We start from the raw sequence: 20659 nt of genomic DNA on the forward strand, positions 1-20659 counted from the left end.
TGCGTATATACAACGCCATGATAGCTTGGATCCGGCTCGGTCAAGCCCGGGAATTTCCCGCTGGCCGCCCAGTCGAATTTCCCGCTGTCGACGATGATGCCACCGATCGAAGTGCCGTGCCCGCCGATAAACTTCGTCGCCGAGTGCACAACGATGTCCGCCCCGAAGTCGATCGGACGCAGCAAATACGGGCTCGGGAACGTATTGTCGACGATCAGCGGAATCCCGTGCTCATGGGCAATCGCCGCGACCGCTTCGATGTCCAGCACGTCGCCCTTCGGATTGCCGATCGTCTCCGCATAAAGCGCCTTCGTCTTATCCGTGATCGCTGCACGGAAGTTCTCCGGATTCGAGGAATCCACGAACTTCACATGCACGCCAAGCTTAGGCAGCGTAGTGGAAAACAGATTATAGGTGCCGCCGTACAACGAGGTCGAGGAGACGATTTCGTCACCCGCCCCGGCAATATTTAAGATGGAGAAAGTGATCGCTGCCTGACCCGAGGCCGTCGCCAATGCCCCGACGCCGCCTTCTAGCGCAGCTACACGCTTCTCGAACACGTCATTGGTTGGGTTCATGATCCGCGAGTAAATGTTGCCGAATTCCTTCAAACCAAACAGATTCGCCGCATGCTCGGTATCGCGAAAACCATAAGACGTCGTTTGGTACAGCGGGACCGCACGGGAGTATGTAGTGGGATCGATCTCCTGGCCGGCGTGAATCGCCAGCGTTTCTGGGGCATATTGACGCTCTTCAGACATGGATAATTCCTCCTTCAAATCTTCGAAATCATGAGAAATCGAGAATGTTTTTTCATATTCTCTCACATCTCTTCGGATTTGAAAATAGGAAATCCGATAAATTTTATATGAATTATTCAATTTGAGCTAAACCCGTTGATATTTCCGGATAAAATAAGCATCCTCGAACGTCGGCTCCCCTTCGTGGAGCTCTGGGAACAAGGGGGCTTCCCCAACCAGCTTGACATAGATGCCTTCCGCCGTTTCCCGGAACTCAATCAACCCGTTCTCCGGACATTGATCAAATTGCTCGCGCGTCAGCATCCCTTCCCATACCCGGTAGGGCAAATCTGCCATCCAGGACGTTTTTCCGCCGTAAAAACGAACCTTTCCCTGATCTAGCCACAGCACATCATCCGCTGCTTCCTCCCATTCGCTGAGTTCATGCACCGCCGCGATGACCATTCGTCCTTCGGCATACCGGTTCAAATAAGCGATCGCCAGCTTCCGCTCTCCGGTGTCCATGCCGTTTAGCGGCTCATCGAGAAGCAGGAAGCGCGGAGCAGCGAGCAGCGACTGGGCCAGAGCGACCCTCCGCTGCACGCCGCCGGATAAGCGCTTGAGCTTCGTGTCACGATATGCTTCCAGCCGAAAATCACGAAGCAGCTCCTCCGTTCGCTCCGAGTGAAAAACACCCTTCAGCTCAGACAAATAATTGAGCAGCTTGTGCGGCGTCATATTTTCATACAGCTCAACTTCGGACGGCACGTATCCGATTTGACTGCGTACCAGCGGCAGATCGGCCAGCGCCGACCGCCCCTGATAGAGAATTTCTCCTTGATCCGGCAGATTTACCGTCGCCAAAAGCTCCAGCAGAGTAGTTTTTCCGGCTCCGTTCACCCCAACCAGCAAGGTGATCCCCGGTCTCAACTTCAATTGGTCGATCTGCAGGATAAATCCGCCGATCGGGCGTTCCCGCAGCCCTTCGATGTGAATCATCGCTGAGCACCATCCTGACCGATAGCGGTTCTCAGATTCCGACTGCGAAAATATGAGCGGAACAACAGAAGAACACCAACCAGCAGACATGCTGCATTCATCACAATTCCTGTCTCCGCCCCGGCAGTCAGATTCATCGAAGCCATCTGGTCGAAGAGAACCAGCCACAGAAGGTAGACGCCGACTGCGGTCCACACCCCCGCCTTATGTCCGTAACGAAACAACACGTACATTGCTGCTCCTCCGATGAGCAGAGAAATCCCTAACCATTCCAGCAAGAAAGGAATCAATGGCAATGTCGCTTCGCCGACCGTCGCCACACGAATGCTCACCACGATGGAGCTGATCAGCGCCCAGCCCACGACCATCGCCATGATCATCAGCATGCGGCTGTATATGACCAGCGCCGGCGGGTAGGGGGTCACGCTCTCGATCGCGCGCATGCCGCGATCCCAGCTGCGATAACTGTATAGCATCGAGGCGATCAGCATCAGCGGGGTAATCAGAGAGAAAAATCCCGGCACCCGATCCCCCAGCAACTCATTGCTCAGCGGATGACGCGGATCCACCAAAAAGACCAGCATCAAAAAGATAGCTGCCCCCGTCAACATCAACGAACGGCGGTTCAAACGAAATTGACTCCGCAGCAACCGACCTAAGGTGGGCGGTTCCACTTCAGCATTAAAATCCAGCGATGCCGCCGCATTTTGCGCTTGAAGGGCGGCGAATTCCGGCTGCAGCGCCTGGATCAGCGCCGCGGTTTCCGACGGAGTTGGTCCCGGCTGCAGCGCCTGCCGCAGCGGCTCGCGCAGCTCCCGCTCCAATTGCTCCAGCTCTTTATCAATGGATCGTTCCATGCATCGGCACCTCACTTTCCTTTTTTCCATGAATTTTAGGGACCTCATCGTCTGAAACCGATAACGGCGAGTCTGCTGAGCGGGACAGCACCCGCTTCAACTTGCGCAATCCTCCATAAAGGTGCGACTTGACGGAGCTCAGCGGCAACCCCAGCAGCTCTGCGATTTCCTGCAGTTTTAGATCATGGAAGAAGCGCATGCGCACGACCTCTTGCTGCAGTTCCGGAAGCATCGTCATCGTCTCGGCCAGCTGCTGTACCGTCTCCTGCCGTTCGATCAATTCCTCCGCCCTTGGTGACGGATCGGTATCCTCCGGAATCGTGTCGATCCCCGCGTACTCTGAACGGTAGGACGCGCTGCGCCAATAATCTCGGCACAAATTCAGCGCCACTTTATAGAGCCACGGGCGAAGCTGCTCCATACCGCCATGCCTTTTCAGGTGGCGAATCAGCCGGATAAACGTCTCCTGGACGATATCCTCCGCTTTCCCCCGATCCTTAAGCTGGCTGGTAACATAGGACAGCAACGGTCCGTGGTACCTCGTTACCAGCAGCTCGAACGCTTCTTGATCGCCGGCAGCCATTCGCTCGGCCAACAGCGTGTCCGAAATCATTGTTTTTCCCCCTCCCCCTAATTTCTATAGTAGGTTGTTCCATATCAATCAAACGCCCTGCCCTGTAGGCTCTGTAAGGCGAGAGTTATTCCTCTTCTGCGCTAATCCAGCGTTCTCTCCTGCCCATCAACCAAACGGCAAAAGCAAGCAATAGCAGCGATGCGATCAACAAGCCGATTCGATTTTGTGGAAAGGAGTACGACTTCTTTAAATAGCTCGCATACAACGTCCAACGGCCCAGCCAATCGCCAAAACTAAGGGAGTCCATAACCCAGACGGCGAAGCCAAGCACCAAGCCGCCGTATATACGGCGAAACAGCACGATTCCAACTATCGTTAAAGAGTTAAGCAGCACATAAGCCGGCAGGTTCTGAAGGATCAGGGAGTAGACGCTCATCTCGGCCCTCGGTATAGCCTCTGCGCCGTTCCAAGGATGACGGATGGTCCATATCCCCCCGAAAAACCACGCATAGACCGACATCAGAATGACCCCTAACCCGACTGTCAGCAGAAGTGAAAGCAGCCATTTTCGGAAAACCAGCTGTCCTAAAGACACGGGGTACGTCGCGAGAACCTCCATGCCGCCTCCAATGTCCCGCTGGAACAAGAGCAGAGGCAGGAGCACCGCTACCGAGAACATGGCCATTTCCGAGAAGTAGTATACATTTCTTGGCCGTTCGGGATCCCCCAACAAAATGCCAAGCAGATAAAGCACAAACATCAGCAGCGTCAGCCAGGTAATCGGTTGCTTATGCACCTTCAGCTCCAAGGTCCATCCGCGGAACCAGCTGTTTCGGCTTCGATCGTTAGTTGGCGTCGGCATCATCATGCATCACCTGCTTCCATACTTGTTCCCATTCGGTATACGGAATCGGTCCCGTCCGTCCCTCAGGATCATCCACTTGGGGGATTTCCAGCCCCTTGGCGTAAAAATGGTTTAGAACCTGTTTCACCTGATTATTTTTCCCTTCATCCAGCGCTTGAGCCACCTGCGTTGCCATCTGCAAACCAAGATGATTCGGGTCGGTCTCATCGTTCGGTTCCATTATACTGTACAGCAGGCTGCCGCCGGCGCCTTGCTTCAGATCCTCTGCCGTGAAGTCTCTATGCTCCCGGAAATATATATACCACATCAAAGCCCGAATCTGCGGACGCACGTCTTTTGATACATCCAGAATGTTGTATTCTCCTTCGCTTGAGCCCAGCAGCATCGAATTCATCAGCATGTTCGTATACTGCTCATGTTCCGTGACCAGCCAGATCAAGTACCCGGTCTTATTCTCCAAGTCAGGCGAGTGGTTATCATCCAACGGCAGCATAAGCAACTGGTCTAGCTTGGGTTCCCAAGGTTCAACCCAGCTTTTAAAATAGGCGTACTCGTTCGCCCACGTCTCCAGCAGCTTCTGTGCTCTTCCCACGTTATAAGGGGTGGTCACGAGCCGAACCGGCAATTTCGGATTGGCCACCTCCTCAAACTCCCCGCCGTATAACTTCACGAATGCCGACGAGTTGCCCTCAAACACTTGTCCTTCCGCGGTCTGCTCCACCTGCTCCAGGTTCCCGTAGAGCTTGGTCTCAAATCCGGTCGCGGTAATTCGAAAATCAGCGGACGGCAGCAGCCAACCGCCAAAATCTGATGCGATGTTGATGGCCTTTTGGCTCGTATTTTTAACGTAAACCGGATAATCTCCCGGCAGTGGATACCAGGCGATATATCCCGGGAGTCTAACGTTTTCTCCTTTGACGAAAGCCAGATACGCTCCTTCCGTATAATCCTCGGCCACGTAATCCATCACTTTTCCGCTGTAGGCCACCTCGACCTGTACCGCGTCATGGGCAGACAGAGGGGCGGATAACTTGAGCGTCAACTTCTCTCCTTCATGCGAAAACGGAACGGCTTCCCCCTTCACCGTGACATGGTCTACATGGAACGTCCGATTTAAGGTAAACACCAGCTCGCTGCGTCCCGCTAACTCCCCCGCAGGAATATCCATGACCGTCTTGATGTTTAACCGATCATCCGGCTCCCGCTCGAGATCGATATCATATCTGTCGATCCGAATCGTTTCCACCTTCAGTCTTTGGACATCACCCGTGGACAGGACAGCAGGGTCGTTTAACTTGGCATAGAATTCACGATTTCGCTCGCTCCAAACAGACAGATAAGGGAAAAAAGTTCCCGCTGCGAGCACCAAAGCCAATCCCCCGGCTACCCAATTTCTGCGCTGATAAGCCGTGGGACGCAGCCGATTCAGCAGGAACACACCGGCTGTTAACAGCAGCAGCGTAAACGCCAGAACAAACCAGCGGGATATCGCCAGATCGTCTGCGATGAGACGAATCCCCCATGTTTCAGCATCGGGGTCCCCGGTCACAAACAATTGATTGAGGTGGAACGTACGCAGCACGTACCATCTGTTGCGATCGAGCAGGAAAAAATCCAGAAAGAACGTCCCAAACATCCAGGCGCAAAAAGCGATCAAATAGACAGCCCGATTCGCGATGCAAATCGCAAGCAGCATGGCCAGCGCCAAGGTAACGAGATAGGACACTTCAAAGCTGAGCATATAATAGCTCGTATAGTACCAGGTGATCGAGGAGGCTACGCCCGTCTGCGAGGAAACCCAGGCAAACATGGCACCGGCCAGCAGCGTGAACACCGTAAAATACAACACTCCCGCCACGTATTTGGCTGAAATTCTAGAAACATAGGACACCGGCAACGCCGCATTCCATTCAAAGGAGGTTCGGCGAATATCCCGGCGGATCATCAGTACGCCTAGCAGCATCGTCAACCCCAGGCTCATCGTGTGCAGTAGAGTGAGGCTGGTATAGGACCGTGGGAAGAACAGGCTATCCTGGTTTGGCAAATTTCTGAGATTCAAAAACAGCAGTCCCCCAAAGATCACAAGGATTCCCAACAGCCAACGGTTCCCAAACAACAGGCGAAGCTCAAATTGGAACAGGCGTCTTACTTTACTCATGATCCATACGCCGCCCCTTCCATCCGCTCCGATCTGAGCAGAGCCAAGTAGCCATCCTCCAGCGTCGGCGAGGCCAGCTTGGCTTCGCTTGCCCCCTCCGGCGGCAACTCGCTGATAATCCGGCAGAACAGGCCGCCTTCGGTCGGCTGCGTGGACACGACGGACATCGGATCCAACCGGGCAAATTGGCTGTCGGTAAGGCGAACCTCCCAGACCTTCCCGCTTCCGAATTGCTGCAGATCTGCCAGTTCCCCGGACAGTTTCACTTTACCTTTATTCAGGACGGCGATCTGTCGGCAATTGCTCTCAATGTCGGCCACGATGTGCGTCGACAGCAAGACGATCCGCCCCAGACTGAAGCGGGTCAGCAGATTGCGGAACCGCACGCGTTCCTCGGGATCCAGGCCGGCCGTCGGTTCGTCGACGATCAACACCCGCGGCGATCCAAGCAGCGCCTGGGCGATCCCAAGACGGCGTTTCATGCCGCCGGAGTAGGTTTGGACTCTTTTTCGCGCCTTATCTTGCAGGTTGACTTGCTCCAACAACGCTTCGATCTCCGCCTTGCGCTTCTTCTTATCGGTAATCCCCTTCATGACCGCGACATAATCCAGATACTCCGCGCCGGTAAGCTGCGGATACACTTGAAATTGCTGCGGCAAATATCCGATGATGCGGCGAATTTCCTCTGCCTGGCGCAGCGGGATGCCAAAGATCGTCGCTTCACCCGAAGTGGGCGGCATCAGTGTGGCCAGGATCCGCATCAGCGATGATTTCCCGGCGCCGTTGGGACCGAGGAGACCCACCATCCCTTCGTTTAGCGTTAAAGTGACATCGTCCAGCGCTAAACCGCCGCGCGTGTATTTTTTGGATAAATGATCAATTTGTATCATACGTTTCCTCTTTTCCGAACATTTTATCGAGTTATGCCTTCCGCGGGAGACATCTGTACCTGTAACGGAAAGGGGACCTAAAAAGTTTGGATGAAATGAAAAAAGGGCACTATTTCCACAATCGCTCTGGAATAGCACCCTGTTTCTCTCTCATGTCGCTTGATCTTAGTAGTCGTTTTGGCCGCTTTGACCTTGGGCGATGGCCACACCGGCACTGGTGCCAAGGCGCGTTGCCCCCGCCTTGATCATCGCTTCGGCATCAGCCAGCGTACGCACGCCGCCGGACGCCTTCACGCCAACGTTGGGACCTACCGTCTTACGCATCAGCTCCACCGCTTCGACGGTCGCCCCGCCCGTGGAGAACCCGGTCGATGTTTTGACGAAATCGGCTCCAGCTTCCACGGACAGCTTGCAGGCCCGCACGATTTCCTCCTCGGTGAGCAGGCAAGTCTCGATAATGACCTTCACCAGCGCTTTGCCAGCTGCAGCCTGCACCACCCCGGCGATATCGCGAAGAACCAGCCCGTCGTCGCCGTCCTTAAGCGCGCCGATGTTGATGACCATATCGACTTCACCCGCGCCTTCGGCAATCGCGTGGGATGCTTCAAACGCCTTCACTTCCGGCGCCGAGGCGCCCAGCGGGAAGCCAATTACGGTGCAGACCTTAACCGGAGAATCTTTCAGGACCTCCGCAGCAGTCTTGACCCAGGTTGGGTTCACGCATACGGAAGCAAATCCGTATTGCTTGGCTTCCTCCGCCAGTTTGATAATGGCAGCGCGTCCGGCATCCGCCTTCAGCAGCGTATGATCGATCATGGCAGTAATGGATTGGGATTGAGTTGACAAAGAAATTCCTCCGTTCGTAATTTAAAAATGATGAACTGCTTGCGTGAATCCCTGCATCTTTTTTCGGTGAAATGCAAGAAAACGGCAATGATTCCTGCACTTTTGCAGGCTCTCTTCAAGCTGATGCGGGATCAGTATAGACTCGAAATTGGCACACCGCTCGGCAGCTTAAACGGATGCTCCGGATTGATATGATCATAGAACATGATCCCGTTGAGATGATCGATCTCATGCTGCATGACGATCGCGTCAAAGCCTTTGAACCGCAGCTTGATCTCATTGCCCTCTTCATCGTAGGCCTTCACTTGGACCTTCTCGTAGCGCGGAACGAAGCCCTGCACCGGACGGTCGACCGACAGGCAGCCCTCGCTCTCCGGCAAATACGTCATCGCTTCCGAATGGCTGATGATCTTCGGATTGTACATCGCCAGCGGCCGATCTTTGCCGTTCTCATCCGTCAGCAGCGCTGCGAACATCCGCTTATTTAGTCCGATCTGATTGGCGGATAACCCCACGCCTGCCCGCAGCTTGTATTTCTTCGACATCTCCGGATCCTGGCTGTTCTTCAGAAATTGCAGCATCGCCGCCATTTCCTCGCGATCTTCCTCCGTTGGGGGGATGCTGACCGGCTCCGTGACCACTCTGAGAATAGGATCCCCTTCTCTTACAATATCATCCATCGTTATGATGTAATTGCGGTTGAATTTACTCATAAATAAACAGTTCATCCACCTTCGTCTGCAAAATTTTCGCAAGCTTGAAAGCAAGCTCCAGCGTCGGGTCGTACCGGTCGTTCTCCACGCAATTGATCGTTTGGCGCGTGACGCCGCATTCCGCGGCCAGCTCATGTTGAGTCAAGCCCAGCCGCTTCCGGAATTGCTTGATCTTATTGTTCATCGGCACCACCAAAATGTCAAAAGTTTTGGACGATTCTCATGGTATCACGCCCCGATGGACCTGTCAAAATTTAAGATTTGATTTTCATTCCCCAGACGGAATCTTTCTGGTATGCGGCCGCTTCGCGCAGTTCCGGAAGCCGTTCATCCTCCGGATAATGCTGCTCCAAGTATTGGACATACGCCTTGCGCAAGCCAATCTCCTGATCGAGCTTATTGAATTCGCTTGGGGTTTTCTCGAGCCGTGCCAAAGCGGCATCCCACCGCGCCAGGTCCGCCTTGGTCGTTCGTCCTCTGCGGGTCCGCTCGGTCAGCGAAGTCAGCTCTTCATAAGATTCCCGAACCTTGGCCGAATATTTGAATCTCCGGTTAAACAACCCCAGCGCCACGATCACCAGGAAAAAGACGACCCACGCCCCGATACTCTCCATTCTCCGTCCTCCTTAACTTTATGCACAAAAATAAAAGCTCCCGCTTGCAGGAGCCGCATTGCCTTTACTGAGTTTATTTATACTTGTGCCAATCCAGATTACTTGTATTCAGCAGATGCTCGAAATCGTTATCGAGCCGTTTCTGCTCCGCCCGGCGAGCCTCCTCCTTGCGGATGCGGGCTTCCTCCTGGCGGCGTTCCTCTTCCTTCTTCAATTCTTCAGCTTGCGCCTTCAGCTTCGCCAGCGTGTCCTGACCCAGAAGATCCTTCAGCGTGGCCGGTTTATCTGTTGCCGCCGGCGCATTAGGCACGGAACGTCCTTTCTTCTTCCCCACGGATGCTTCACCTCGGTTCCTGCGTTCCTGTTTCATTCAAGCCTAAAGTATCATAGTCGAAAAATCATTGTCAATCGGAATCGCCGCCCCTGAACTCAAGCGTCTCTTCCGCTCGCGGCAGAAGCATCCGCAAGCACGCTCCGGTGACTTATGATACCTGCTCCAATCCGCGAAGGAACAAGCCAAGATTAAACGCCAGGCTCTCCTTCAGCTCCAGCGGAAGGCCAAACGCTCCGCGCCGCTCCAGCGAGGCAAAGCCGTGGATCAAACTCCGCAGCCCGCGAACCGCGTGCAATGCTTGCTCCTCCGTAAGCGAGTAGCTGCCGAGGTATCGCAAGATCAGGTCCACGAGGCGCCCGCCAGCTTCCTGCAGCGCTGGATGGTCAGGGCCTGGCGCCGCTTGCGCCGCATCGTACAATCCGGGATAGGCATGCGCGAATTCGAGGTACGCGTTGGCGAACTCGCGGATCGCCGCCTCCCCTGCCCGATCACCAACTGCGGCGGAAATATGCTCATATAACCGGTCCAGCGCGTATTTGGCCAATTCCACGCGAATTTGCTCCAGACCGCTGACATGGTTATAGAGGGATGGCGGCCGGATGCCCAGCTTCTTGGCGATGGAGGTAATCGTCACCGCCTCCAGCCCCTCCGCATTCGCCACGTCTATGGCGGCCATCAGCACCGCAGTGCTGTCAATTCCGACTCTCGGCGACATGGGAATCCTCCTTTCGCTGCGTCGAGGCTGCCGCATTGGCAGCCGCTGCTTTGCCCAAGGCCCGCTCGGCCGCCGTAATCGCCTTGGCGATGGCTGCCGCCGGCTGCTTCAGCACCGGCCCGTGCCCTACCGCCAGCAACGTAGGGTTCAAGCTCGCCAGCTTACGGGCGCTGGCGAGTGCGGTCTCCTTATGCCAGGTGGCCAGGGCCGGGAATGGAAACAGCGGGCGCACGATGCCGCTCACGGCGATGCCTGCGCGGGTTTGGAAAGCATCGCCGGCGATCAATGCACCGCTGCGCGTATCCAGCAGGGCAAAGGACCCCGGCGTATGGCCCGGCGCCGCCACAGCCAGCAACGAACCGATGCGATCCCCATCGGTAAACGTCACATCGGCACGGGTCGCCAGCTTCTTCGGCACCCCGCCGCGAATGGGGGAATTAGGCTCGCCGGGATCCAACGACACATCGCCTTCCATCAAACGCGCGTCTCTGGCGGATACATAGACCTTGACGTCGGGAAGCTGTGCTTTCAAAGCATCCAGCGCACCAACATGGTCATCATGGACATGGGTCAGCACGATGCGCGTCAACGGCTTGCCGATCTTTTCCACCGTTCGTAAAATTCCCTTCACGCTATACGGCAAAGCCGCATCGATGAGGGTGACGCTATCCTCTTCCTCAACCAAATAACAATTAACCGGGAACAAACGGGGTAAAAATGACAGTTGGACTAACTTACCGTACACCCTAATTTTCATTGCCTCATCGCCTCTCTCTCCGAAAACTAATACCTTTAGTTTTAATTTAAACTAAACCCTTTAGTTTTGCAAGAGATTTCTTTCCGATTTTTTGAAGTCGTACAAGCGTACCTCTCTGAATATGCTGTACAAGCAGCGTTATCATTTCGGATTCTTTGGAGGTTTAAGCAATGAACAGCTTTCTTAGCTATGTCCTGCTCGGCTTATCTTTATCCGCCCCCATCGGGCCGGTGAACGCCGCCCAACTGGACAAGGGCATCCGCGGCGGCTTCCTGCACGCCTGGTTTGTTGGCCTTGGCGCCTTATCCGCTGACCTGCTGTACATGCTGCTCGTTTATTTTGGGGTCGTGCACTTCCTGAACACTCCGTTTATGAAAAGCTTCCTCTGGTTATTTGGGTTCTTCGTGCTTACCTATATCGGCATCGACAGTCTGAAGCAAGCCGGTAAAATCCCGGATGGGGGAATGAGAGGCAGCGAGCCGCTGCGAAAATCGTTCCTGTCCGGATTTTTCATGTCCATCAGCAACCCGCTTTCCATCTTATTTTGGCTGGGGATCTACGGATCGGTCTTGGCCCAAGCCGCAGCTCATATGCGGACCCAAGACTTGATCATCAACAGCAGCGCTATTATTGTTGGTCTGCTCGTATGGGACTTCACGATGGCGGGCTTTGCCAGCGTGTTCCGTAAGCTGCTGACGAACCGAGTCCTGATGCTGATCTCGATATTGTCTGGCCTGTCCCTCATTGGGTTTGGACTATATTTTGGATATCAAGCCTTTTTACTGCTCGCTGAGCGATGGTAAGCTTAGCTCTCAATCGCTCAAGTCGTCCGTTTTGGACGCAGGACCATCGATTTGGTTGGGCGTTTCCGCTGCCCCGCCTGCTTCTTCGGCTTCCAGACGACCCGCTGCATTATGAAGGTCACGATCCCAATGACGCCAACAAACACCAGGCTCCCCCAGAATCCCGGACGGCTCGTATCATGGAATAAGGTCCCTGACACTGCGATAGCGATCAGGGCCATGCCGGCCCACCGTTTCACTTGTCCAAATCCGGTAAGCTTGAGCAGCTTGCCCGACGTCACTAAAATAAAAAACCAGTTATAAAGCAGCAGCAATCCGGCCGATGTCGTAATGTACTCGTAAATGCGCCCCGGGATAACAAAAGACATCACCACGGAAGCGGCCAGTCCGGCGGCAGTAAGGCCAATGGCAAACAACGGCCGCTCCCGCCAGCCTTTCCGCGCGAACAACGGCGGGGCATCCTTGTCCTTCGCGAGCGTAACCAGCATCGTCGTCACCGCATAAAGGGACGCGACCATCGTAGAAAAGCCGGCTACGATCAGCACACCGTTAAATACATGCGGAATAAAGGGCAGCGGATATTGGGCAAGGGCCGTAACAAACGGACTGCGCTTCGGGTCAATGGCGTTCCAGGCCATCAAAGTGACGGCAAGTCCAATCGACAGCAAGTACACCACTGAGAGCAACAGCAGCATAATCGTCCCGGATTTCGGAGCTTCCTTCGGATCCCGCAACCGAATCGCCATCATGCCCATCACTTCGATCCCGCCAAAGGCGTAAAACGCAAAAATAAATCCCGACCACAAACCCATCCCTCCCGCGGGAAAGAAGGTCTTGACCGTATGCGGAAATTCCGGCGCTCTCCCGCCGCTTCCGTGAATCCAGCCCATCAACGCAGCAGCGGCAACCCCCAGGAACATGAGGATGGCAGCGATTTTGATCACCGACAGCACGTTTTCCATCGAATCAAACACTTTATTGCCAAGCAAGATCACGCCCAGCCCTAAGACCGCATATCCAATCGCAAACATCCACATCGGCACGCCAGGGAACCAGAAACGCGAGAAAAGCGATAATGCCGTCAGTTGGCTGCCCATGATCAGCAGCTCCGAGCTCCAATACACCCAGCCGCTGCCGAAGCCCGCCCAGCGCCCGAAGGCCCGCTTCGCATAGGAACGGAAGGAACCCTGCTCCGGCTGGTTCGCTGTCATACGGGCTAAGACTTCAAATACCGTATAGGTTCCGGCGGCAGCCAACACGAACGCGATCAGAATCGAGGGTCCCGCCATGCGAATCCCGATCCCTGATCCAAGAAAATATCCGGTGCCGATAGTTGAGGCCACCCCCAGCAAGGAGAGCTGCCACCAGCTTAAGTCGCCTTTTTTTGCCTCTCCATTTTGCGCCTTGGCCATTGTTCTTGTCTCCCTCGTTTCAATGGAATTCAACAGCTCTGCATCCACGTATTCTGCGGCTGCCAAGCGGGAAATATGTAAGCTGTTCCCTGCAAAAAAATAGCACCCGAAGCCCCGCCTGTCCCGGCGGAACTCCAAGTGCTTTAGAGGTGATATTTTCGATGAGCTTATTGGCCTGCGCCTTTCACCGGCTCGGGTTCAAGCTGGCCCTGCTTGGACGGCCAGAAGGCCGCTTGGCCAAGCAGCATGGTGATCGCCGGCACGAGGAACGGACGAACGATAAACGTATCGAGCAGCACCCCAACCGCGGCAATGATACCAAACTGCACCAGCGCTTGAATCGGCAGCGTAGCCAGCACAGCAAATGTCCCGGCCAAGATCAAACCTGCCGAGGTAATGACGCCCCCGGTTTCGTTGACGCCTTCGCGGATCGCGTCCTTCAGCGGCATGACCTTACGCTTTTTCCAAATGCTTGAGATAAGGAAGATGTTATAGTCCTCCCCGAGCGCCACCAGGAAGACGAAGGCATACAACGGGATTAATCCTTGAATTGCAGCACTGCCCATCAGGTCGTGAATCACAACCCATCCGATGCCCAATGCCGCGAAATAGGACAGCACAACTGTAAGAATCAAGTACACCATCGCAACGATGGATCGGAGATAAACGAGCAGCAACAGGGCAATCAACCCGATGACGATCGGTATTATGACCTCGGTGTCGCGTGCGTTTACATGCTCGGTATCGTATTGCGTAGCCGTTTGCCCGCTGATCCAGACCTTATCCTGCGGATGGCTGATGCCTTGGTCAGCCAGCAGGCTTTCCGCAGCTTCCCGCAGCTCCGGAAGATGCTGCATCGCTTCATTAGAGTATGGATTCAGATTGAACTCCAGCTCGACCGCCCGAATGTTGGAGTTCGTTTTGCCGCTCTCCGGCTCGGACACCTGGCTGATATAAGGCAAGCTGCTGAAGGCGGTTTGCAGATCGATGTCTTTGCCTTCCGTATCCACCATCAGTTTCACCGGAGCTAGTTCCCCCGGCGTAAATTTATCGGCAATCACCGCAAAGCCTTCCCGAGATGGCGCATCCTCCGGGAACGAGGACAACAGGTCAACAGTGTACTCGATACGGGTAGCTTGTGTTGCCAAAACGCCAAGGAAGACCAGCGCCACGATAAAAATCGTCCACGGCCGCTTGGTCACCGTCCGGCCAATCCACCCCGCAGATGTTCTAGGCTTCGGCTGACGTACCGGTTTACCCCGGCGTTGAGCCCGTTCGGCCTGCATTTCCGGCGTGCGAGGAATAAACGGGAAGAACGACGCACGGCCTAAGATTGCCAGCAATGCCGGTACCAACGTCAAGCTGGCGATCCCCATAATTAGGATCGACAAGCTAAACGGCACGCCAAAGCGTTGCACGGAGCCGTATTTCGCCAGCAGCAGCACGAGCAGCGCGATCACAACAGTAAACCCGCTCATCGCGATGGCGCCGGACGAGCCTTTCACCGCAGCGACCAGCGCTTTCGATTTATCCTTCTCTTCCGTCAACAGATGGCGGAAATGAGAAATGAGGAACAAGCAATAATCGGTGCCCGCCCCGAACAGCAACACGGTCATAATCGAAATCGCCTGCGAATCGACGGTGATCCAGCCTTGCTCGGCCATTTTCCCCAGAATCGGCCCGGCCACACCATATGCAAAACCAACGGCAATCAGCGGAATAAAGGCCAAGATCGGCGAACGGTAAATCAGCAATAGCAGAATCAGTACAATTAAAACAGTGGCGATCATCAGCGAAACGTCGGCGCTGGAGAACAGCCCGGACGCATCAATCGAAATGCCGGCCGGTCCAGAGACTCTCGCCGCCAGTCCGTTCTCCCCTAGCTTGGCCTCAAACGGATTGCTGCCAAAGATCGTCTCCGCTTGATTGCGGATTTCTTCCATACCGTCTTTCATTACATCGATTTCTGTCCCTTTCGCAAAAAAGAACGGCAACACCCAAGTCGTGCCGTCTTCTGATGCTTGCTGCTTCAGTGCCGGAAGCGGCATTTGGTTCAGCGGCAGCACCAGTTCAAGCCCTTCGACCGGATGTTCCGTGAAATACGAGGTTAGCTCCTGCAAGCCGGTATAATCCTCATCTGTCAGACCGCCCTCCCGCGTCCAGACCGTTAAGGCCGGAATGCCGCTGTCCGATGGGAACTCCCGCTCCGCCAGCTGCTCGGCAATCACCGAAGGCTGGGAATCGTCTAGGTTGGCCGCATTATTCCGCTCCATCGAGTTAACGCTGGGCCATAGGGCACTTAATCCGCCAGCCAGCAAAATCCAGACCGCCAGCGTAATCCACTTGGTGCGTCGGCCAGCCACCAGTCGGGACAGCCAGCCAAATATTTTATCCATTGAAGTCTCCATCTCCCTTTTCTTGATTGCTTACTTTTTTTGGTTCTCCGGTGATTTATATCACTCTGATCATTAATTATATATACCGGAAGGTTAATTATCAAACGAAAAATATGATATAATATGGGCTCAGTACAAGTTGCTTGAGGTGATCACGGTTGACCCCGCCACATAAAAAAGCCTTGGGACGGCCCGTCCAGCAGCCCGACGCCCTGGCGACGTCCGAGCAGATCCTGCGTACTGCATCGCTGCTATTTATGGAGAACGGTTATAAATCCGTATCTATGAATCAGGTTGCCGAGCATTGCGGGATCACCAAAGCTACCGTTTATTACTATTATCCAACCAAACAGGATTTGTTTGTGGCCTCGGTTGCGACCACACTCGCCCGGGTAAATGGACGCATTCGGCAGCTGCTTCAGGAGCCCGGGACATTTCGGGAAAGACTGCTGAAGATTACTATTAACTATTTAAGGATTCCTCGAGTTCACATGGATGAGATGTTCCGCAGCATCCAGCAGCATTTGTCCGGTGATCAGCAGGAAACTTTGATTCGCCATGAAAATGATCTGTACGAAACGCTGCGCGAAGGGTTCGCCCAAGCCGCCAAGCAAGGGGAGATTGTCTGCGATGACCCGAACCTGGCCGCCCATCTGTACGTTTCGATGCTGCGGGTAGGAGAACGTCAATACGCCGATAAGAATAAGCTCTTTCCTTCAGCGGAGCAGGCGGCCGAAGCGATCGTTAGCTTTTTGTGGAGAGGGATTCATAACTAAATTTGAAGGAGGTGGGAAGCTGTGGCTTTTGGCGTGTCACGAGAGGAATTGGAGGCATGGAAGCGCAAGGTCGACAGGGGAGAAATTGCTTTTCTGACCCACTATTGGCTCGATCCGCGGTTTCCGGATGCCAAGACCGTCACCAAAGTGGGCTGCTCCGACCTGGACCGGCTCCGAGCTTGGTGTGAGGCCCATGGACTTCCCGCCCGTTACATTCATCAACGCTCGCCGTTCCCTCATTTCGACCTGATCGGGCCGAAGCAACGGGAAGTGTTGCAAGAACAAGGGCTCTGGGATCAATTGGAGCGGTTTCACCTCCTCTAAACGATAGAAAGGCTGCTTGCCCGGATTTCTAGTCCGGCAAGCAGCCTTTTTGGCGTTCTATCTTAATGTCCTGACGGGGCGGACAAGCCCACACGTTCGATCCGGATCGTGCGAATTAACGTTTATTGAAGATATCCGTCAAGACCGGCACGATTTGCGATTTGCGGGATACAACGCCCTTCAGTACCGCTTTATTGTCAACAAGCTTCACGTTATAGGCTTGCTCAACGGCATCAGCTGCTTTCCCCAGCGCCAAGCCCACGGAGTCGTTGTTCAGGATGTCGGTTACGACAAACAGGAACAGATCCAGGCCTTTGTTAGCGATGATTCCGTTCAGAGCGGCCTCGATTTCGGCTTGACGGGACAAGACGTCGTTGACGTCCACCGCGTTCACTTGTGCGATTTCCACTTTCGCTCCGCCCATGTCGAATTCTTTGGCATCCAAGGAAATGAGCTGTTCAACCGTCTTATCGCTAAGGTCGGCCCCTGCTTTCAGCATGTCCAATCCGTATTCCTCCGCGTTCACACCGGCGATTTCCGCCAGTTCCCGTGCCGCAGCTACGTCTTGCTCGGTGCAGGTTGGCGATTTGAAGAGCAGCGAGTCGGAAATGATCGCGGACAGCATCAAGCCGGCGATGTTAGCTGGGACGGCAATGCCGTTCTCTTTATACATTTTATTCAGAATCGTCGCGGTGCAGCCAACCGGTTCAGCCCGGTAGTACAGCGGTCCGCTCGTCTCGAAGTTGGCAATCCGGTGATGGTCGATAACTTCCACTACACGCACCTGCTCAATATCGGAAGCGCTTTGTTGACGTTCGTTATGGTCGACCAGAATCACTTCTTTCACTTCGTTAGCCACGGTCTCCACCAGACGCGGCGCTTCGAAGCCAAAGCGTTCCAAGGCGAACGCCGTCTCCCCGTTGACTTCGCCCAGGCGTACAGGCTCAACGTTCCAGCCCAGCTTGGACTTCAGGTCGGCGTAAGCGATTGCCGAACAAATCGTGTCCGTGTCGGGATTTTTATGACCGAAAATCAATACTTTTTCCATCTCATTACTCCCCTTTAACATGACTTCATGTCAAAAGTATAGCCTATTAGCGGAGCGGCAAGCAAGACTCTCGTCCAAGCGGCTTCGTTATCCACAAGGGCTTCAGTCCGCCTTCAATCGGCATTCAGCAAATGTTCAGCAACATCGTGCATAATAGAGTCATCCGAATGGACACGCATGGATCGGTGCAAGGGGGATATTTTTCTATGAAACAAATTAAAGGGGCAAAAATCTTGCTGGTGGATGATGAACCGCATATCGTCCAGTTCCTTGAATTGGGGCTGCAAAATGAAGGATTCGAGGTCCGCACCGCCGGAGACGGGATGACCGCTGTCGCCATCGCCGCCGAATTTCAGCCGCATGTCATCGTACTGGATGTGATGATGCCGGGAATGGATGGCTTTGAAGTATGCCGGTTGCTGCGAAAGAACGGGGAGAATGTATCCATCATTATGCTGACAGCCAAGGACGAAGTCGATGACCGAGTGAAGGGGCTGACGATTGGCGCCGACGATTACGTCGTGAAGCCGTTCAGCTTCGAGGAGCTGCTCGCTAGGATTGGGGCGCGGCTGCGCAATCAGTTTCCGGCCCTGTTCGGGGAAGTGGTGATAGGTCCCTTCCGACTGGACGACCGCCGCAAGGAAATCACCTATTTCGATCAGGTATTGGAATTGTCCCCTACCGAATATGAGCTGCTGAAATATTTGATTCTGAACCACGGAATCGTCTTAAGCAAAACGATGATCTTGGATCGAGTTTGGGGGTATGACTTCGGGGGCGAGGAAAATATCGTGGAGGTCTATATCCGGTCCCTGCGCGAAAAATTAAACGACCGGGAGCACCGGTTAATCCGAACGCTGCGCGGTGCGGGATACCGCGTAGATCTGCCATGAAGCGCCTTGCCGGCAGAAGCCGGACTTGGATTAGCGGGTTGACCGCTGCCGGGAAACGAGGGGGCCGCGGACTCCGCAGTCTGATCTTCCCGAGCTCGCTGCGCTTTCAGCTGCTCTCTAGATCTCTTTTTCTGCTCGCCGCTCTTTTAATATTGATTGGCGGATTTCAGTACGTCATTATGAAAGACTTCCTATATAAAAACCAGGCCGAAACCATGGCTGCCCAAATGCGCGGCCCGCTTCGGGATATCTTTATGAAGGCGGGCCTGCCGATTGAGCACTGGAGCCCCCCGAAGCCGATGGGGGATGGCGCGGAGGCTGGAATGAACGGGGGCGCACCTGGCAGCGGAGGCTTCGGCGGAGATGGATCGGATGATCGGCCTCCGCAGTTGTTTCTCCCCGACGCCTCACTCGCCATCATCAACAGCGATCATCATTTTATCGACTTGAACGCCGAATCCGGCGCTTCTGCCCCTCAGCTGTCCGATGCCGAATACGACACATTGTTTGCAGAGAGCCAGCCGGGACACCCGGGATCGGAAAGCTATCGCGTCCTCGAAGATAAGGACGGGAAGGAGCAGCTGGTGGTCTTTCGTTTGGTTGGGCTGCCCGGCGAACAAGGCGAACGTTCCTGGCTCGTGCAAATGGGCACCTATACCGCACCGCTGCGTGAAGTCATGATGCGTCAGTTGATGACGTTTGTCGGCCTTTCCCTTCTGGCCTTGGCCGGCGGACTGGCACTGCATCTTCCGATTTTGCGCCGGGCGTTAAAGCCGCTGAATCAAATGGTGCGGATCGTAGAGGATACCAATGCCGGGAATCTCAGCAACCGGTTCACGGCCGCATCTGGGCAATCCGAAATTGATCGACTGGGCGCTTCCTTTAATGGCATGCTGGAGCGGCTTGAGGAATCGTTTGAGGCTGAGCGTGAAGCGAAGGAACAGATGCGCCGGTTCGTCGCCGACGCTTCCCATGAGCTGCGGACCCCGCTGACTTCGATCCACGGCTTTCTGGAGGTGCTGCTGCGAGGAGCCGCCAACCGGCCAGAGCAGCTGCATACCGCGCTGAACAGCATGCTGGGCGAGTCGCAGCGGATGAAGAAGCTGGTCGAGGATTTGCTCACGCTCGCCAAGCTTGACCGCACGCCGGTTGTCCAGCGCACCGAGGTCCGCCTGGATCAAGTGATTGCGGAGATGGAGCCGCATCTGCGGATGCTGGCCGGGGACCGGGACGTCCAGTTCGACCTGCAGCCAGGGCTGACTGCGATGTGCGACGAGGACAACATCAAACAGGTGGTATTGAACCTGTTCCACAACGCCGTTCAGCATACCGACCCGCAGCGGGGAACCATCGCGGTGCGCCTGTCGGCCCACTCCCGCCAGGCTGAGCTGGAAGTGCGGGATAACGGGCCCGGCATCGCCCCCGAGCATTTGCCGCATGTGTTCGAGCGGTTTTACCGCATCGACGCCTCCCGCACGCGTAAGCAAGGCGGTGCCGGGCTGGGCCTGTCGATTTCGCAGGCGATCGTTGAAGCGCATGGCGGCACGATCGAGGTCCACAGCGAGCCGGGCCAAGGCGCAACGTTTAAAGTGACGCTGCCGGCGATATAAGGGCCGGCGGTGCATATGCTGGGCGGGCATACAAGGGCCGGCGGTGCATATGCTGGGCGGGCATACGCTGAGCCAAATATAGAGCGCCCCCCATTCGCCCGCCAGTCTGCGCCTAACGGACCGTAATGACGTTATTTGCTGATTTCCCGGATATTTCCCTCTGTAACGGACTCAATCGCCGTTATGAAGCCCCCCATAAGGGAATGACAGCAAAAAAGAGCAAAATAACGTCATCTGTGTCCGTTGCTATGAACGTTTTTGTCAAGCCCTCGGTTTTAACTCTGCCTGAGCACGTGGCGCGAGAGCAAAAATGCGAGCGACGGTCGGCACGCTGC

At 54.9% G+C, this 20659-nt stretch carries 23 protein-coding genes; 6 read left to right on the forward strand and 17 right to left on the reverse strand.

Annotated features, from left to right (window positions below; genetic code table 11):
* The 14 genes from RW092_RS15675 to RW092_RS15740 all read right to left on the reverse strand — a co-directional run.
* The coding region (locus RW092_RS15675) for an O-acetylhomoserine aminocarboxypropyltransferase/cysteine synthase family protein (protein WP_316010641.1) at window positions 1-761 on the reverse strand (761 nt) is incomplete at its 3' end.
* Window positions 762-887: 126 nt separating this feature from the next.
* Window positions 888-1739 carry an ATP-binding cassette domain-containing protein gene (locus tag RW092_RS15680; RefSeq protein ID WP_316010642.1) on the reverse strand — a complete coding sequence of 284 codons (852 nt, stop codon included), beginning with the start codon at window positions 1737-1739 and terminating at the stop codon, window positions 888-890.
* Entirely contained in the window at window positions 1736-2596 is an 861-nt protein-coding gene (locus RW092_RS15685; RefSeq protein WP_316010643.1) for a hypothetical protein, read from the reverse strand. Before RW092_RS15685 ends, RW092_RS15680 begins: the two co-directional genes overlap by 4 nt.
* Window positions 2580-3209: an RNA polymerase sigma factor gene (locus RW092_RS15690; RefSeq protein ID WP_051416957.1), complete on the reverse strand. Its 630-nt coding sequence runs from the start codon at window positions 3207-3209 to the stop codon at window positions 2580-2582. Before RW092_RS15690 ends, RW092_RS15685 begins: the two co-directional genes overlap by 17 nt.
* 85 nt (window positions 3210-3294) lie before the next feature.
* A complete protein-coding gene (locus tag RW092_RS15695; RefSeq protein ID WP_139816622.1) occupies window positions 3295-4032 on the reverse strand; it encodes a hypothetical protein in 738 nt (245 codons plus the stop codon).
* Window positions 4016-6193 carry an ABC transporter permease gene (locus tag RW092_RS15700; RefSeq protein ID WP_316010644.1) on the reverse strand — a complete coding sequence of 726 codons (2178 nt, stop codon included), beginning with the start codon at window positions 6191-6193 and terminating at the stop codon, window positions 4016-4018. Before RW092_RS15700 ends, RW092_RS15695 begins: the two co-directional genes overlap by 17 nt.
* Window positions 6190-7083, reverse strand: coding sequence for an ABC transporter ATP-binding protein (locus tag RW092_RS15705; protein WP_016310811.1), 894 nt, complete (start codon window positions 7081-7083; stop codon window positions 6190-6192). Before RW092_RS15705 ends, RW092_RS15700 begins: the two co-directional genes overlap by 4 nt.
* 165 nt (window positions 7084-7248) lie before the next feature.
* Complete coding sequence (gene deoC / locus RW092_RS15710; RefSeq protein WP_036624469.1) at window positions 7249-7899, reverse strand: deoxyribose-phosphate aldolase; 651 nt, start codon at window positions 7897-7899, stop codon at window positions 7249-7251.
* A 161-nt stretch (window positions 7900-8060) separates the two neighbouring features.
* The gene (def, locus tag RW092_RS15715; RefSeq protein WP_016310809.1) at window positions 8061-8642 is read right to left on the reverse strand and encodes a peptide deformylase; all 582 of its coding nucleotides are present in this window, start codon (window positions 8640-8642) and stop codon (window positions 8061-8063) included.
* Window positions 8635-8826 (reverse strand): helix-turn-helix transcriptional regulator, encoded by a 192-nt coding sequence (locus RW092_RS15720; protein ID WP_016310808.1) that lies wholly within the window; start codon window positions 8824-8826, stop codon window positions 8635-8637. Before RW092_RS15720 ends, def begins: the two co-directional genes overlap by 8 nt.
* Window positions 8827-8896: 70 nt before the next feature.
* Window positions 8897-9256: a hypothetical protein gene (locus RW092_RS15725; protein ID WP_316010645.1), complete on the reverse strand. Its 360-nt coding sequence runs from the start codon at window positions 9254-9256 to the stop codon at window positions 8897-8899.
* A gap of 73 nt (window positions 9257-9329) precedes the next feature.
* Window positions 9330-9590: a YqkE family protein gene (locus tag RW092_RS15730; protein WP_085169716.1), complete on the reverse strand. Its 261-nt coding sequence runs from the start codon at window positions 9588-9590 to the stop codon at window positions 9330-9332.
* Window positions 9591-9738: 148 nt separating this feature from the next.
* Window positions 9739-10305, reverse strand: a complete 567-nt coding sequence (locus tag RW092_RS15735; RefSeq protein WP_028538977.1) for a TetR/AcrR family transcriptional regulator — start codon at window positions 10303-10305, stop codon at window positions 9739-9741.
* Complete coding sequence (locus RW092_RS15740) at window positions 10283-11062, reverse strand: MBL fold metallo-hydrolase (protein WP_036700229.1); 780 nt, start codon at window positions 11060-11062, stop codon at window positions 10283-10285. The genes RW092_RS15735 and RW092_RS15740 overlap by 23 nt, the downstream gene beginning before the upstream one ends.
* A gap of 170 nt (window positions 11063-11232) precedes the next feature.
* Here RW092_RS15740 and RW092_RS15745 point away from each other — a divergent pair, with 170 nt between their 5' ends.
* The gene (locus RW092_RS15745) at window positions 11233-11865 is read left to right on the forward strand and encodes a LysE family transporter (protein ID WP_127575880.1); all 633 of its coding nucleotides are present in this window, start codon (window positions 11233-11235) and stop codon (window positions 11863-11865) included.
* 17 nt (window positions 11866-11882) lie between these two features.
* Here the strand turns inward: RW092_RS15745 and RW092_RS15750 are convergent, their stop codons facing one another.
* Both RW092_RS15750 and RW092_RS15755 read right to left on the reverse strand, forming a co-directional pair.
* Window positions 11883-13277, reverse strand: coding sequence for an amino acid permease (locus RW092_RS15750; RefSeq protein ID WP_316010649.1), 1395 nt, complete (start codon window positions 13275-13277; stop codon window positions 11883-11885).
* Between the two features lie 167 nt (window positions 13278-13444).
* Complete coding sequence (locus RW092_RS15755; RefSeq protein ID WP_316010646.1) at window positions 13445-15673, reverse strand: MMPL family transporter; 2229 nt, start codon at window positions 15671-15673, stop codon at window positions 13445-13447.
* Window positions 15674-15831: 158 nt separating this feature from the next.
* On the opposite strand from RW092_RS15755, the gene RW092_RS15760 reads away from it, so the two are divergent.
* The gene (locus RW092_RS15760; RefSeq protein ID WP_085169721.1) at window positions 15832-16449 is read left to right on the forward strand and encodes a TetR/AcrR family transcriptional regulator; all 618 of its coding nucleotides are present in this window, start codon (window positions 15832-15834) and stop codon (window positions 16447-16449) included.
* Between the two features lie 21 nt (window positions 16450-16470).
* The gene (locus tag RW092_RS15765; protein WP_028538972.1) at window positions 16471-16773 is read left to right on the forward strand and encodes a hypothetical protein; all 303 of its coding nucleotides are present in this window, start codon (window positions 16471-16473) and stop codon (window positions 16771-16773) included.
* 115 nt (window positions 16774-16888) lie between these two features.
* Here the strand turns inward: RW092_RS15765 and RW092_RS15770 are convergent, their stop codons facing one another.
* Entirely contained in the window at window positions 16889-17821 is a 933-nt protein-coding gene (locus tag RW092_RS15770; protein WP_028538971.1) for a manganese-dependent inorganic pyrophosphatase, read from the reverse strand.
* 206 nt (window positions 17822-18027) lie between these two features.
* Here RW092_RS15770 and RW092_RS15775 point away from each other — a divergent pair, with 206 nt between their 5' ends.
* From RW092_RS15775 to RW092_RS15785, 3 genes are all read left to right on the forward strand, one after another.
* The gene (locus tag RW092_RS15775; protein WP_316010647.1) at window positions 18028-18714 is read left to right on the forward strand and encodes a response regulator transcription factor; all 687 of its coding nucleotides are present in this window, start codon (window positions 18028-18030) and stop codon (window positions 18712-18714) included.
* Complete coding sequence (locus RW092_RS15780) at window positions 18711-20324, forward strand: sensor histidine kinase (RefSeq protein WP_255315326.1); 1614 nt, start codon at window positions 18711-18713, stop codon at window positions 20322-20324. Before RW092_RS15775 ends, RW092_RS15780 begins: the two co-directional genes overlap by 4 nt.
* 125 nt (window positions 20325-20449) lie before the next feature.
* Window positions 20450-20659, forward strand: a 210-nt coding sequence (locus RW092_RS15785; protein ID WP_316010648.1) for a hypothetical protein, incomplete at its 3' end; no start/stop codon positions are given.

This window comes from Paenibacillus sp. 3LSP (assembly GCF_032465655.1).
GTDB lineage: Bacteria > Bacillota > Bacilli > Paenibacillales > Paenibacillaceae > Fontibacillus > Fontibacillus barengoltzii.